Consider the following 13,733-nt stretch of genomic DNA (forward strand, 5'->3'; position numbering starts at 1 on the left):
GACGATCCAAGAACCCGCGACGATCCACCGGTGTCGGGCGCGTTGAGCGTCACATCGTTCCCCTGCTCGCAGTCGACGGCGTCAGCGCTACCCTTGCGGAAATACCTTCGCCCCGTTTGGCGTTTCTGCCCTTTGGATCGGATGCCGATCGTCCGCTGGCGTTTCGATCTCTTCAACTTACGTCGAGTTTCGCAAATCCACTTTGCATCCCGGCTAACGTTCGAAGGGTTCGCCAAGCGAGGCGACACCGTTCAGCCTGAGCAAGCGGCGGTCCGCCGAGATGACACCGAGCACGACGATCGTAACGAGATAGGGAAGGCTGGAAAGCAGTTGCGATGGCAGGTCCAGACCGGTCGCCTGGGCGGCGAGGCTCATCAGCGAAACCGCGCCGAAGAGGCAGGCACCCAGGAAGATGCGGCCAGCGAGCCACGTACCAAAGACAACGAGTGCGATCGCGATCCAGCCACGTCCGGCAATCATACCGTCCGCCCAAAGGGGCGTGTACACCGCCGCCGCATAGGCGCCGGCAAAACCCGCCATCATGCCACCAAAAGCTATGGCCGCGATACGGATAGCGATGACCGGATAGCCGATGGCATGGGCTGCCTTGGGATTCTCGCCGATTGCCCTCACGACAAGGCCGACTCTCGTATAGGCAAACATCGCCCAGATCGCAAACGTCACGGCAAGGGAAAGCCATACGACGACGTCCTGGACAAACAGCCTGCCGACTACCGGGATTTCCGAGAGGCCGGGAAAGGCAAGTTTCGGGAGCCCCTTGACCGTCAAGCTCTCGTAGCTTTTGCCGAACAGCGCCGAAAGGCCCTGGCCGAGAATGCCGATCGCAAGGCCTGTCGCGACCTGGTTTGCCCGGAATCCGAGTGCCAGCACTGCAAAGACGAGGGACAGGACGGCGCTACCGAGGCCGGCGGCAACGAACCCCAGCAGGTGTCCACCGCCGTGGTAGACGACGATGAACGCGAGCACCGCGCCGAGGGCCATCAGGCCCTCTACGCCGAGGTTAAGAACACCGGCGCGCTCGACCACCAACTCGCCGAGCGCGGCAAGGAGAAAGGGGGTTGCCGCTGCGAGCATGCCCGAAATAATGAACTCGACGGCGTTCATGGCGGGCTCAGGTGATGGGGTCGGCGCCACTCGATGCGGTAGCGCACGAAGGCCACAGCGCCGAGATAGGCGAGCAGCAAGCTGCCTTGGAAGACGCGGACGGCGGCGATCGGCAGGTTTGCCGACACCATCGCATTGTCGCCGCCGATATAGAGGACAGCCATGAAGAGCGCGGAAAAGATGATGCCGACTGGATGCAACCCGCCGAGATAGGCGACAATGATGGCCGCATATCCGTAGCCGGTCGAGATCGAGCGCTGCAACTGGCCGAGCGGACCCGCGACCTCCGCCGCGCCTGCCAGTCCCGCCGCCAAGCCACCGATCAGAAGCGATAGCCAAATCGCACGCCCTTCGCTGAAGCCGGCGTAACCGGCCGCGCGCGGGGCAAGGCCGCCGACCTTGAGCTTATACCCCATGAAGCTTCGCTGCATGAAAACCCAGGCCACCAGCGAGAGCGCAAGTGTGATGAGCAGCGAGACGTTGACACGGGTACCGGTGATCAGGGTCGGCACCATCGCGTCGTTCTGAAACATGACGGATTGTGGGAAATTGAAGCCGGCCGGGTCCTTCCATGGGCCGAGCAGCAAGTAGTTGAGGACTTGCGCCGCAACGAGGCTCAGCATCAGAGAGACCAGGATCTCGTTCGCATTGAGGTTGACGCGCCAGAAGGCGGTGATAGATGCCCAAAGCGCACCGCCGAGGGCACCGAGAAGCAGCATCAGCGGCCAGATCCACTGCCCGGTCGCCTGCGGAAACCAGACGGGGATCGCCGAGGCGAAAATAGCGCCCAGGATAAACTGGCCCTCCGCGCCGATGTTGAACACTTTTGCGCGGAAACCGATCGCCAGCCCCTGAGCAATGAGGAGAAGAGGCCCCGCCTTCAGCAGCACCTCCGCGAACGATGCCCAGGAGAGGAACGGCTCGAGAAGCATCGCGTACAGGACGGCCGCCGGATCTCGGCCTATCAGCACATAAAGGCCCAGATTGAGGATGATCGCCATGCCAAGCGCGGCAGCCGGGGCCAGCATGGCCGCGACGACCGAGGCATGCTCCCGGCGGACGAGCGCGGGGAGGAACGTCGCGGCCCGAACGCTCATGCAGGAACCTTCTCTGGCGAGGCATGTGCCCCGATCATGTATCTGCCGATGTCTTCGGGGCGCGTGTCCCGCGTGACCAGAGGCGGACTCAGCATTCCATGATGGAGCACCTGGATGAAATCGCAGAGTTCGAAAAGTTCCTCGAGTTCCTCGGAAATTACGAGGATCGCCACGCCCAGGTTGCGCAACGAGATGAGCCGCCTTCTGATGGCGGATGCAGCGCCAATGTCTACACCCCAGGTCGGCTGCGCCACGAAAAGCAGTTTTGGCGACAGCATCATCTCGCGACCGACGATGAATTTCTGCAAGTTGCCGCCGGACAGCGAGCCCGCTTCGGCATCCGGGCCGGAGGCGCGGACGTCGTACTGACGGATGCATTCGCTGGTGAAAGCCGTCGCTGCGGCGCTGTTGACGAGGCCGCGCCTCACGAGATCGAAAGGATGGGCGGTAAGAACGGTGTTGAGCACGAGCGACATTTCAGGGACCGCGCCGCGTCCCAGCCGGTCTTCGGGCACGAAGGCGAAGCCAAATCTCCTGCGCGCGGCCGCATCGAGTGTGCCTACGTCGCGGCCCATCATGTAGATCCGATCGCGTTGTTCCTTCAGCAGCATCGCTTCGCCCGAGATAAGCGCGGCAAGCTCGCCTTGGCCATTGCCCGATATTCCGGCTATGCCAAGAATCTCGCCTGATCGTACCGTGAGGCTGATGCCGGAGAGCGGCGTGGCAAAGGGGTCGTCCGGCGTGTAGTCCATGTCGATGATTTCCAGCCGCTTCTCCCCCTCGGGCATGGCCAACGCGGGCATCACCTCGGGCATGTCGCGGCCGATCATCATGCGGGCGAGGTCGTGCGCATCATAGTCGCGAGGGTCGACGGTGCCGATAACGCGCCCTCCACGCAAGACCGTCGCCTGGTCACAGATCGTGCGAATTTCCTCCAGTTTGTGGGAGATGAACAGGATGGACACGCCGCGGTCGCGAAGGCGCCTGAGCGTGTCGAACAGCTTCTTCACCGCCTGCGGCGGCAAGACCGAGGTCGGCTCGTCGAGAATGAGCAGCTTCGGGTCCGTCATCAGGCAGCGGATGATCTCCACCCGCTGCCGTTCGCCGACCGAGAGCGCGTGCACATCGGCGAGAGGATCTACTTCAAGGCCAAAATCCTGGCCGAGGCTGCGGATGCGCCCCGCCAGCTCCGCCTTGCCGCCGGGGACGACGAGCTGGATGTTCTCGACGACAGTCAGCGTCTCGAACAGCGAGAAATGCTGAAAGACCATGCCGATGCCCCTGCGCCGTGCCTCAGCCGGCGAGGCAAGGCGCAGAGGCTCTCCGTTCCAGACGACGGTGCCTTCGTCCGGCTGTTCAACGCCATAGATGAGCTTCATCAGCGTCGATTTGCCCGCCCCATTCTCCCCGAGAATCGCATGGATCGATTGGTGCGCCACGTCCAGATCGATGGCTTGGTTGGCCCGGATCTGGCCGTAGCTCTTCGAGATGCCGCGGAGCGACAGAAGGGGCGGGGTCATGACTTACTTCGGCAGTGGTGTGGTGACACCCTTGACGTGCCAGTCCATCGCGACGATCTCGGGATCCGCTATCGTCGCACCGGCGGCGGCGGCTTCGCTGCCGTCGGCCTTGGTGATTGGACCTGTGAAGGGCGAGAAGCTGCCGTCGGCGATCTTCGCCGCCACTTCCTTGATCTTCGTCATCGTGTCGGCTGGGATATCTGAGTTCCAGTCCACGACCTCCACCACCTTTTCGGCGACGCCGAGGAAGGTGTTGGCGCCCTTGAAGGTTCCGGCCAGATGGGCATCCACGGAAGCCTTGAAGAAGGGCGACCAGTCCGTCGCGATGCAGCCGAGATATTTCTTCGGTGCATATTTCTTCATCGACGAATTGAGGTTGAACGCGTAGACGCCAGCCTCCTCGCAGGCCGAGATCACGGAGGGTGTGTCCTGCGCGTTCGAGAAGATCACGTCGCAGTTCTGTGCCATCAGCGCCTTGGCGGCTTCCTGTTCCTTGGCCGGGTCGAACCAGGAGTTCACCCAGACGACCGATACCTGGATATCGGGATTTACGGTCTGTGCGCCGAGCGTAAATGCGTTGATCGAGGTGATCAGCTCCGGAATGGCGAAGGCCGAGACGGAGCCGAGCTTGCCGGTCTTGGAAAGAGCCGCGGCGGCTATGCCGAGCAGGTAAGTGCCCTGGAAATACTTCGCCGCGAAGGGCGAGAAATTCGGTGCGGTCTGGAAGCCGGAGGCATGCAGCACGGTGACCCCAGGATCGCGGCGGGCGATCTGTAATGCACCATTCTGGTAGCCGAATGAGCCGGCGATCAGGAACTTGTTGCCGTCGGCGACGGTCTTGTTCATGATCCGGTCGGCGTCCGGCCCTTCGGCGATGTTCTCGATGACGGTGATCTTCACCTTGTCGCCGTACGCGGCCTTGACCGGCTCGAGCCCGGCGGCGAGCGCATGGCCCCAGCCGACATCGCCGACCGGCGACGGGAGCACGAGCGTGATACCGAGCGGCTCGTCGGCCGCAAAGGCGGGACGGCTGCCAAGCGCGCCGGCAAGCCCTGTCGCGGCAAGGCCCTTCATCAGAGTTCTGCGGGTCAGATAGTTCAGCATGTCAGTTCCCCTGTCTTAAGTTGTTAGAATTCCACCGCGGCAAAAGCGGCTTCCGCGTCCGCAGCAAGCCGGGTCTCGTTCAGCCCGGTAAACGCACCCTTCTCCCAGACGATGCGGCCGTTGATCATGGTCATGTCGGTGGGCATGCCGATGCCGACCTTGGCGATCAGGCTCAATGGATCGTGGCGCGTGCCGACATAATCCATGCGGCGCGTGTCGATCGCGAAGAGGTCGGCGGCCATGCCGGGCGACAGTCGGCCGATGTCATTGCGGCCCAGAAGCGCGGCCCCGCCCGTTGTCGCATAGCCGAGGAAATCGACCGGCGCAGGCACGGGATGAGCGCGCGTCGAGGCAGCCAGGCATTGCAGCATGTAGGCGGAATGGATGCAGTGCATGAGGTTGGAATTGTCGTTCGAGGCAGCACCGTCGCAGCCGAGACCGACGCGCAGGCCAAAGGCGGACATGGCGGGAATATCAGTCACCGCCGCACCCACCAGATAGACCGGCTCCGGGCAATGCGAGACACCGGTGCCGCTCGCCGCCATCAGCCGCAGTTCGTCATGCGTCAGCTCCCAGCAATGGGCATAGAAAGTGTCTCGGCCGGCAAATCCGAGGTCCTCGAGATAGTCCACCGTACGCATGCCATGGCGGGCCTCGATGATCGGGCTTTCGCCCTCGCCGACATGGGTGTGCATCCGCACCCCGCGATCACGCGCCAGCGAAACCGATTCCACGAAGGTCTCGCGGTAGCAGTTGACCGGCTGGCAGGGAGCGACCGCGACCTGACGCATGCTGAAGGGACCGGTGTCGTGATAAGTGTCGATGAGGCGTGCACAGTCGGCGATGAATTCGTCCGTGGTCTCCAGCATTTCGTCTGGAATGGTCGAGCCTTCCGATTTTGGCAGCGTGTTGCCGCCGCGGCCCGCGTGGAAACGCATGCCGAGAAGGTCGGCCGCTTCGAACTGCCGGTCGATGAGCCGTTTTCCGGCATGGAGCGGAAAATTGTACTGGTGGTCGAAGGCCGTCGTGCAACCGTGCTTTATCAACTCTGCCATCGCCGTGATCGAGGCGTGGTAGAAACAATCCTCGTTGAGCCGGGAGAAGATCGGATAGATCCGGTCGAGCCATTCGATGACCGACAGCTTCGTCCAGTCGAGGTCGGCACGGTTGCGCACAAAGCACTGAAAGAAGTGATGGTGAGTGTTGACGAGGCCGGGATAGACGAACCAGCCGTCGGCATCCTGCACGACAGTACCGGCCGGCAACTCGCTTCTGTGCAGGCCTTCCCCGATTGCCTCGATCTGCGGGCCATTCGTCAGCACATCGACATTGCGACGGACGCTCGGACCCCTGCCCTCGTCGGTGATGACCGCTGCGCAATTCTTCAGGAGATAGCCGGTCACCTCACGCCTCGTCCAGCATGGGTCGCGGTTCGCGCTTCAACTCGTGCAGCCGGTGGATACCGGGCATCTCGATGAAATTGTCGAGGCTGCGGAGCGCTCGCGACCAGAGCCGGATCGTGGGATACGGATCGAGGGAAACGCCACCGTCGGGCGCGAGCGCGACATAGGGAAAGCAAGCAATGTCGGCGATCGTCGGCCGGTCGGATGCGAGAAACCGATCGCCACGCATTTTTTGTTCGAAGAGGCCGGCTTCCAGCTCACGTAGTGCCGCTATGCCATTGGCCTGAAGCGCACCGATGTCACCGGGGCGCAGCAGCATCTCATGCAGGCGCGCGCCGCCGAGGTTGGCGGTCAGCCTGTGCGAGAAGGAAAGCCATTGCTGGATGCGCGCCGTCTCCTCGGGGGCGCCGCTGCCGAGCCAGGCCGGTGCTGCCTTCGCGGCGAGATAGCCAAGCATGGCGGAAGACTCGGTCAGGATCAGGTCGCCGTCTTCAAGGATCGGGATGGAGCCTCCCGGATTAAGTGCCATAAGCTCGGGGCCGCGATGCTCGGCGCCGGGATGGAAGTCGACCGGGCGAATTTCGAGCTTCACACCTGACAGCGTCGCCATCAGGCGCACCTTGTAGCAACTTGGGGAGAGGATGTAGTCGTAAAGCTTCACTGTGCCACCAATTGCGCGCCGTAGGTATAATTGTGGCGCTTCAGCCAGCGGCGATAGGCGACCGAGGTCAGGTCGGCGCGCGTGGGGATTTCCATGCCGGGATCGAGCGGCAGAAGACGCGGGATCTGGTTTTCGAGGATCGAGCGGTCCTGCAGGAAAATCGTCTGCTGGAAATGGATGAGATCGGTCAGTGGCGTCTCGTCATCGAAAAGCGCCATCCATGGCCAGACGTCGCAGAGATCCTCGGCAAGCGGCTGGACGAATAGCGTAATGACATCCCATTCGTCCGGGCGCGGCGGGCAGGTCTTGTAGAGGACTGAGCAGGTCGGAGCCGGCACGCGGTACATGTATTCCGTCGTGATACCTCCACTCGCGGATTTCGCCGCCTGCGGCTGGTAGAACTTCACCTGGGTCGCCCAGACCTCGTCCTCTTCCTCGCGGATCTCGACCTTGTAGTTTTCGACCTCGGTATGCGGCTCCGAGCCGAGGATGTCGGTATGGACGAAGGGGAAGTGTGCGATGTCGAGGAAGTTCTCGACGGCGCGGAGCGGCGAGCAGCGCACCCGCACCACGCCGACATCGACGAAGCGGCGCCCGGGCTGGTCTGCCTCGGGAATCGGAAAGACCGGTTTCTTCGGTTCGCCGAGCGACGACCAGATATGACCATAGCGCACCGAAACCGGCAGCACGCGCCCGTTTTCGCCTGTCACTTTCGCCGCGCCATTGGCGTCGAGCGCAACCTTGATCGGCTCGTCCATCAGGGTGGTCTCGCGCCCATAGCGGTCGAGCCGGCTGAAAAGCCCGACCGGATACCATTCGTGGCGCATCGCATCGTCGATCATGGCACAGTCCCTTTCGCCTCGATCCCTTCGGCCATGCGCCGAAGGCTCTCGGCGGCTCGCGAGGCCGCAATGCGCTCGGACGCATCGCAATCGGCTGGAACAAGGACGTGGATCAGCGTCTCGCCGGCTTCCTGCGGGATAGGCAGCAGGCGAATTGCCGGCGCGCCGGGTGCCTGCCAGACGTATCCTTCAACGGTGGCCTTGGTACCGGCAGCGACCGAGAGCGCCGAATGTCCGGCACGGGCCGTCAATGAACGGAGCGGCCCGTAACCCTCAAAAAGGGGTGGGTTGCCGTCAGGCTCTCCATCAGCGACCCAGATGATCCCGCCGGCCTCTTCGACCAACCGGGTCGCAACGCGAATCGTCTCCGGCGGCGTGAGGCTGGGATGGGCAGGAATGCGCAGGCACTGACCGGCCTGCGAATAGGTCCAGCCGTGATAGATGCAGGAGAGCGCCTCGCCGCGCACGAAGCCATGGGAGAGGCGCATACCGCGATGCGGACAGCGATCGGCCGATGCCGCCAAGCGCCCCGATTGGCTTCGCCAGAGGGCAATGGGACCGGCGGGCGTCCGCGCCGGCATTACCTGTCCTGTTTGCAGATCCTGGGAAAGGGCGACCGGCACCCAGGTGTCCGTCTTGTCGGACAGCATGACCTTACTTTCCGTACTGATACCACTGTTTCCCGACCAGAGAGATGCCGGCGCAAGGAGTTGGCGAACCGCTCGATGCGGCTGACGTATGCATAATTATTTCGCAATTGCAATATTGGTTAAATTAAGTGCAAACGGACGGTAACCACACGCAAAGCTACATGTTTTTTTGCTCGACAGGCGCGCGGTCGATCGTCTCGACCCAGACCTCAATGGGCCCAAGCGAACATCCCATCTCCATCATGTCGATCAGTTCCGCCGCACCGGCAATATCGAGTTCTATGCGATCGGTGCTTGCATGAGCGATGTGGTGCGCGAGACCGAGCTTGGCCGCATGGCGCATGATCCAGGGCAGGAAGGACGCGGGTTCGAGGTGGCCGCGAATGGTCATCCGCTCATGCAAGCGGTGTTGACTTTGCTTCATCACGGACGGAACGCGCACCTTGGTGTCATGGTCGGCAGCATAGCGTCAGACTGAATGGGCGGAAGTGGTAATCGACGCGCCAATAACACCGAATATCGACTGATCGCCCGTGCCTAGACCCGGGCACTCATGCATGTCGCCCAGAAGTGCCGCGGTTCTGGGACAACGACATCCATTAAAACAAAGACTTCAAGCGGGTCGCATGGATCCGTTCAGCGTGACGCGCTTAAGGGTTATCTCAGCTATTGTAATACATGGGTAGATTGGCGCACCCGACAGGATTCGAACCTGTGACCTCTGCCTTCGGAGGGCAGCGCTCTATCCAGCTGAGCTACGGGTGCCTTCAGGGAACCTGAAAACGAACCAGCCGATAGGCCGGCCAGCCACGGCTTCTTAGCGGAAGCCGCGCCGGGCTTCAACGGGCAATTGGCGTGGCGATATTTTCGAAGCCACGTCGCGCGACTTGGCAAGTTCGCGTACGCCCTGCAATCTCAGCCCTAGCCTCTCACCCCGCCACCTCCACCTTGGCCACCCGCCTGCGCACCCTGCGTGGCGCACGCTTCGCCTTCTTCGCGCCGGTCAGTTCGTGCATCGCATCGAGCTGCATCTGCTGCATTTCGGCCAGCCGCGTCCATTGGCGCGAGATCAGATAGTCGAGCTTTTCGTGCAAATGGCGCACTTCCAGCTCGGCTTTCAGGTTCACCCGGTAGTCGTTGAACGAGCGCAGGCGGTCCTTGGCCTCCGTCCGTCTCTGGCTCATCATGATGATCGGCGCCTGGATGGCGGCGATGCAGGAGAGCAGCAGGTTGAGCAGGATGAAGGGGTAGGGGTCGAAGGCGCTGCTCACGCCCGCGATCAAATTGATGCCGATCCACACCGCAAGCACGCTGCCGAACGAGATCAGGAACCACCAGCTGCTGCCGAAAGCCGCCATATTGTCGGAGACGCGGTCGGCGAACGAGCGGTGCTCCTCGAACTCCTCTTCCGAGTTTTCCGAAATCGTGTCCTGCCTGGCGATCGATTCGACCACCTGGCGGTCGAGCTCGGAGAATTCGCCATGCTCCTGCTGCAGCAGCTCCTCCATGTAGCGCATGCGGTAGCGGCCGAGCTCCTCGCGGCTGATGCGGGCGCCGCGCGGCAGGTCGGGATGATCGGAGCGGATGCGGTCGGCCAGGCTCGGCCTCAGATCGTCGATGCGCACCAGGTCGCGCTTGCGGAATTTGCGGCCCGAAATCGCCGACGGCTTTCGCTTCGGCTTCAGGCGGCCATGGGGTTCGGAGTCCGGCACATCGGGCGCTTCCAGCGCCTCGTCGGCCGCCAGCTCGGCGTCGTGGTCGGTCGGCGCCTCGAAATACTCGCCGCCGCTGTCGTTTTCATTGGCGGCCTGTTCGGATGGTTTTGGGCTCATGATGCCGGCTCCTGCTGTCGCGCCCACGATACGCCAAGCCGGCACGCCATAGCCACTGTGGCGGTGAAGATTGGGGGCTTGTGCAAGCGCTTGTGATGAATGCCTGCTGCAATTGCCTGTGGCGGCGCAGCCCCCCGGGGCCTCGCTCGCCTGCTGGTCGGCAACCAGACCGCCGAAGTGCTGTTGCCGACGGAGGTCGCGCCTGCTGCAGAGTTAAGATGAGGCAGCGATCCTTCACGACCCCCCTCTGTCCTGCCGGACATCTCCCCCTCAAGGGGGGAGATCAGATGTTGCCATGGCTTCGCCAAACACGAAAAAGAGGCGAGACGCCGAAGCTGCTAATCTCCCCACTTGAGGGGGAGATGGCCGGCAGGCCAGAGGGGGGTGCTGTCCCGCCGCGTTTCAGAGTTCCTCCACCCAACGACGGGTTCTATTGCGGCGGTAAACCAGGCAACTGCGACCCCTGCGCCGGCAAACCAGGCGGCGGCAGGCCGGGCGACGCGGCCGGCTGATCTCCCGCAAACATCAGCCGCGTCTTCGTATCGGCCATGGCGGGCGACAGACTGCGCTGGATCAGCGCTTCGACATGGTCGTTGCGCTGGCGTGCGCTGTCGGCGCCCATCACCACGACGATCAGATGCCGGCCGTCGGCATTGTAGGACGTGACGATATTGTAGCCGGATGCCCTGATATAGCCGGTCTTGATGCCGTCGACGCCGCGCACCCGGCCGAGCATGTCGTTGTGGCCGCGCACCAGCCGGCCGCGGAACATGAAGTCGCTTTCGGAGAAATAGTGGAACTGCTGCGGGAAGCGGGCGCGCAGCGCCATGCCGAGCGTCGCCATGTCGCGCGCCGATGTGTGCTGGCCATCGTCGGGCAGGCCGGAGGCATTGCGGAAGACGGTGCTGCTCATGCCGATCTGGCGCGCCTTGGACGTCATCATGGCGGCGAACTGGTCCTCCGAGCCGCCGAGATATTCGCCCACCGCCACCGCCACGTCATTGGCCGACTTGACCACGATCGCCCGGATCGCCGAATCGACATCGATGCTCTCGCCGCGCTTGAAGCGCAATTTGGTCGGCGGCTGCCGGGCGGCATTGTCGGAGACCGGAATCTGCGTTTCCTTCGAGACGCGGCCGGACTCCAGCGCCTCGAACAGCAGGTACAGCGTCATCATCTTGGTCAGCGACGCCGGATAGCGTTGCGCCCTCGAACTGACTTCGAACAGCGTCTTGCCACTGCCGGCATCGACGACGATGGCCGCATATTTCTCCTGCGGCGCCGGCACCGCCAGCACGCTGTCGGGCGGTGCGGTGGTGCTGCAGCCGGCCACGAAGACAAGCAGCAGGAGGGCTGCGAGAAATTTCTGGGCGGGGGAGGGGAAATGGAAATTTGGCAAGTCAAGTCCGGCGTTGCTGAGAGGGCCGGAACCTAGCCTAACCCATTTTGTTCGTCCATTTGGTTAACGGCGGAGCTGCCGATGACGCTGCCAATCTCCCCCGCAAGGGGGGAGATCAGATGTCGCTTCGGCTTCGCCAACCATCGGCGCTGAAACGGCAACCTCCCGAAATCGCCTGCTTCCTGTCCTGTTTTGCCTGCGGGGTCGCGGTGCTGCTATAGAGGCGGCAATTGCTTGGGGGATTTGACAATGACCGGTGACATCGGCGCGGCTGCGCCATCTCTTATCAGGGCTTCGCTCAGCCGCACCGGCAAATGGGCCGGCAGCGTCGCTTTCATCGGCGGCGCCGCATCCGACATCCTCAATCCGCTGGCGCCGTTCGCCGCCTATATCGCGCTGGTCGCTTCGGTTGCCGCCGCCGTCATCGCCATTGCCATCGTTCTGCGGCTGGTGCTGGCCGCCAAGGCGCTGCCGGCGCTGATCTTTGCCACCAGCGCTGCCGCCGTCGCCGGCGGCGTCTATGGCCTGCAGCAGCAGTCCAATTCGCAGAACGGTGTGATCGCCGGCCTGGTGCCGGCCATCGCCCAGTTGCAGCAGCAGATGGGCATCGTCTCGGCCAGGGTGGCCAGGATCGAGCAAACGGTAACCGAGACGAAGCTGGCGGTCGACCAGGTCAAGCAATCGACCGACGCGGTGGCGAAGAAGACCGAGGAAATTGCGTCGACCCAGCAGCAGCAGGCTGAGCAGGGCGCGCAGACGCAAAAGTCGGTAGAGGCGGTCAAGCAGACGACCGAAACGCTCGCTGCCGGCCAGCAGAAACAGGCCGAGCAGGCGGATAAGCTTCAGGCGACCACCGAGCAGATCGCCGCCTCGATCGACACCATCGCCAAGGGCTTTGCCGCATTGGCCGCGCAGGGCGGGACGATCGCCGAGCCGAAGCGGCCGGACGAATTCTATCACAATGCCCGCGTCTACGAGCTTTCCGGCGACATGCTGAATGCGCGGCGCTCCTATCTCGCTTTCGCCGGTTTCGACGTCGACGCCGTCGATCCCTACACACGCTTCGCCACCCTGCTGCGCGTGCAGGACGGCAAGGCCGGCGCCCGCGAAGTGTTCGGCGCCCTGGCCGACAAGGCCAAGGCGCTGTCGATCAAGCTGGTCCATATCCTGCAGTTCGACGATGCCCAGCGTCTCGACAAGCTCAACGCCTTCATCGCCGCCAATCCGGATTTCGCACCGGCCTATTACCTGCTCGCGCAGGAGTTTTCCGAGGATCGCCTCGGCGTCCAGTCGCTGTCCGACAAGCGCAGCGAGGCCGAGGCGCTGACCAGGTTCGTCTCCTATGAAAAGGAAGGCGGGCTGCTCAAATATTTCGTCGACCAGACGCAGCTCGCCGACTGGCTCGACCGCAGCCGTACCCGCCTGACGGCGCTTGGCGACGTGCTCGACCCAGCACGCTTTGCCCCGACGCTGACGCCGATGCGCTCCAATGCCGGCTGGATGATCTCCATCTCGCTGCCCGAGGCCGCGACCGGCATTTCCTGGCGCATGGGTGTGTCAGGTCCGTTCACCGACACCGGGCTGATGGCGATGAACGACCAGCGCACCGGCAAGCCGATGCCCAATCCGAGCTTCGAATTGCCCGACAGCACCACGGCCACCACCATCGGGGTCAAGTATCTCGATCTCAGGGGCCGCGAGACCGGGCCGTTCGACATAAGTTTCGATCCGGACGCAGCGCTGCAACAGGGCAACAAACAGATCCTCGACCAGTTCTGGACGTCGTGGATCGCCTTCGACGCCAGCGGCAATCATGGCCTGGTCTATTTCTCCCAGATGCTGTCGTTCCGCTGCGGCATCAAGGAGGTGCGCTACAGCCTGAACGGCACGGCGCTCGACAGGGAGATCAAGGTGCCGCCTTGCGACAAGAAGGACCCGTACGCCATTCCTTATGACTACCAGCCTTACTTCAAGGTCGCCGACAACGTGACGTCGATGGCGGTGCAGGTCACCTACACCGACGGCACCAAGTCGCCGGTGCGCGAGTATAAGCGGCAGTAGGCGCCCACCCTCCCCCATGTGGGGAGGGTCGATCCGCGT

At 63.1% G+C, this 13,733-nt stretch carries 12 protein-coding genes and 1 tRNA gene; 1 reads left to right on the plus strand and 12 read right to left on the minus strand.

Annotation, left to right across the window (positions count from 1 at the left end; translation table 11 throughout):
• Nucleotides 1–213: 213 nt before the first annotated feature.
• From NLY37_RS24450 to NLY37_RS24505, 12 genes are all read right to left on the minus strand, one after another.
• Nucleotides 214–1,125, minus strand: a complete 912-nt coding sequence (locus NLY37_RS24450) for an ABC transporter permease (protein ID WP_023710456.1) — start codon at nt 1,123–1,125, stop codon at nt 214–216.
• Nucleotides 1,122–2,222: an ABC transporter permease gene (locus NLY37_RS24455; RefSeq protein ID WP_286440557.1), complete on the minus strand. Its 1,101-nt coding sequence runs from the start codon at nt 2,220–2,222 to the stop codon at nt 1,122–1,124. The genes NLY37_RS24450 and NLY37_RS24455 overlap by 4 nt, the downstream gene beginning before the upstream one ends.
• Nucleotides 2,219–3,742, minus strand: coding sequence for an ABC transporter ATP-binding protein (locus tag NLY37_RS24460; RefSeq protein ID WP_023742252.1), 1,524 nt, complete (start codon nt 3,740–3,742; stop codon nt 2,219–2,221). The genes NLY37_RS24455 and NLY37_RS24460 overlap by 4 nt, the downstream gene beginning before the upstream one ends.
• A gap of 3 nt (nt 3,743–3,745) precedes the next feature.
• Nucleotides 3,746–4,843 carry a BMP family ABC transporter substrate-binding protein gene (locus tag NLY37_RS24465; protein WP_198024952.1) on the minus strand — a complete coding sequence of 366 codons (1,098 nt, stop codon included), beginning with the start codon at nt 4,841–4,843 and terminating at the stop codon, nt 3,746–3,748.
• A 26-nt stretch (nt 4,844–4,869) separates the two neighbouring features.
• Nucleotides 4,870–6,249, minus strand: coding sequence for an amidohydrolase (locus NLY37_RS24470; RefSeq protein ID WP_023742254.1), 1,380 nt, complete (start codon nt 6,247–6,249; stop codon nt 4,870–4,872).
• 1 nt (nt 6,250) lies between these two features.
• On the minus strand, nt 6,251–6,910 hold the full coding sequence (locus tag NLY37_RS24475) for a glutathione S-transferase family protein (protein WP_023742255.1): 660 nt from the start codon (nt 6,908–6,910) through the stop codon (nt 6,251–6,253).
• Nucleotides 6,907–7,752: an aromatic ring-hydroxylating oxygenase subunit alpha gene (locus NLY37_RS24480; RefSeq protein ID WP_023742256.1), complete on the minus strand. Its 846-nt coding sequence runs from the start codon at nt 7,750–7,752 to the stop codon at nt 6,907–6,909. Before NLY37_RS24480 ends, NLY37_RS24475 begins: the two co-directional genes overlap by 4 nt.
• Entirely contained in the window at nt 7,749–8,402 is a 654-nt protein-coding gene (locus tag NLY37_RS24485) for a Rieske 2Fe-2S domain-containing protein (RefSeq protein ID WP_023742257.1), read from the minus strand. Before NLY37_RS24485 ends, NLY37_RS24480 begins: the two co-directional genes overlap by 4 nt.
• Nucleotides 8,403–8,559: 157 nt before the next feature.
• Nucleotides 8,560–8,793 (minus strand): acylphosphatase, encoded by a 234-nt coding sequence (locus NLY37_RS24490; protein ID WP_502882085.1) that lies wholly within the window; start codon nt 8,791–8,793, stop codon nt 8,560–8,562.
• Between the two features lie 297 nt (nt 8,794–9,090).
• Nucleotides 9,091–9,167 (minus strand) — tRNA-Arg (locus NLY37_RS24495).
• 164 nt (nt 9,168–9,331) lie between these two features.
• Nucleotides 9,332–10,234 carry a DUF1003 domain-containing protein gene (locus tag NLY37_RS24500; RefSeq protein WP_023742259.1) on the minus strand — a complete coding sequence of 301 codons (903 nt, stop codon included), beginning with the start codon at nt 10,232–10,234 and terminating at the stop codon, nt 9,332–9,334.
• 430 nt (nt 10,235–10,664) lie between these two features.
• Entirely contained in the window at nt 10,665–11,633 is a 969-nt protein-coding gene (locus NLY37_RS24505; RefSeq protein WP_023689149.1) for a D-alanyl-D-alanine carboxypeptidase family protein, read from the minus strand.
• 249 nt (nt 11,634–11,882) lie between these two features.
• Between NLY37_RS24505 and NLY37_RS24510 the strand changes: the two genes are divergently transcribed.
• Complete coding sequence (locus NLY37_RS24510; protein WP_031246303.1) at nt 11,883–13,694, plus strand: methyl-accepting chemotaxis protein; 1,812 nt, start codon at nt 11,883–11,885, stop codon at nt 13,692–13,694.
• Nucleotides 13,695–13,733: the final 39 nt, after the last annotated feature.

Source organism: Mesorhizobium sp. C395A, from assembly GCF_030323205.1.
Lineage (GTDB): Bacteria > Pseudomonadota > Alphaproteobacteria > Rhizobiales > Rhizobiaceae > Mesorhizobium.

Bases quoted from the DNA above. Each gene is read 5' to 3' on its own strand.
- NLY37_RS24450 (WP_023710456.1), bottom strand. From the start codon at position 1,125: ATGAACGCCGTCGAGTTCATTATTTCGGGCATGCTCGCAGCGGCAACC.
- NLY37_RS24455 (WP_286440557.1), bottom strand. From the start codon at position 2,222: ATGAGCGTTCGGGCCGCGACGTTCCTCCCCGCGCTCGTCCGCCGGGAG.
- NLY37_RS24460 (WP_023742252.1), bottom strand. From the start codon at position 3,742: ATGACCCCGCCCCTTCTGTCGCTCCGCGGCATCTCGAAGAGCTACGGC.
- NLY37_RS24480 (WP_023742256.1), bottom strand. From the start codon at position 7,752: ATGATCGACGATGCGATGCGCCACGAATGGTATCCGGTCGGGCTTTTC.
- NLY37_RS24485 (WP_023742257.1), bottom strand. From the start codon at position 8,402: ATGCTGTCCGACAAGACGGACACCTGGGTGCCGGTCGCCCTTTCCCAG.
- NLY37_RS24490 (WP_502882085.1), bottom strand. From the start codon at position 8,793: ATGACCATTCGCGGCCACCTCGAACCCGCGTCCTTCCTGCCCTGGATC.
- NLY37_RS24500 (WP_023742259.1), bottom strand. From the start codon at position 10,234: ATGAGCCCAAAACCATCCGAACAGGCCGCCAATGAAAACGACAGCGGC.
- NLY37_RS24510 (WP_031246303.1), top strand. From the start codon at position 11,883: ATGACCGGTGACATCGGCGCGGCTGCGCCATCTCTTATCAGGGCTTCG.